At 58.8% G+C, this 277-nt stretch carries 1 protein-coding gene; it reads right to left on the bottom strand.

What is annotated here, in order from left to right; translation table 11 throughout:
• Positions 1 to 259, bottom strand: a 259-nt coding sequence (locus SB725_RS31000) for an efflux RND transporter permease subunit (RefSeq protein WP_410923218.1), incomplete at its 3' end; no start/stop codon positions are given.
• Positions 260 to 277 lie beyond the last annotated feature (18 nt).

Here is a 277-nt window from a genome sequence, read left to right as displayed (position 1 = left end):
CGCTGTTGGCCTGCGACTGCATGTACAGCATGTTCTCGACGCCGTTGATCTGTTCCTCGATGGGCGACGCTACGGTTTCCGCGATCACTTTCGGGTTCGCGCCCGGGTATTGCGCCTTCACGATCACGGAAGGCGGCACGACTTCCGGATATTCGCCAGCCGGCAGCATCGGAATCGAAATCAGGCCGATCGCGAAGATGATGATCGACAGCACGACCGCGAAGATCGGCCGGTCGATGAAGAATTTCGAGAAATCCATCGCGCCTCCGATCGTCAC

This window comes from Pseudomonas sp. SIMBA_041 (assembly GCF_046535095.1).
Taxonomy (GTDB): domain Bacteria; phylum Pseudomonadota; class Gammaproteobacteria; order Pseudomonadales; family Pseudomonadaceae; genus Aquipseudomonas; species Aquipseudomonas mucoides.
This window is presented reverse-complemented; position numbering and strand designations above follow the sequence as displayed.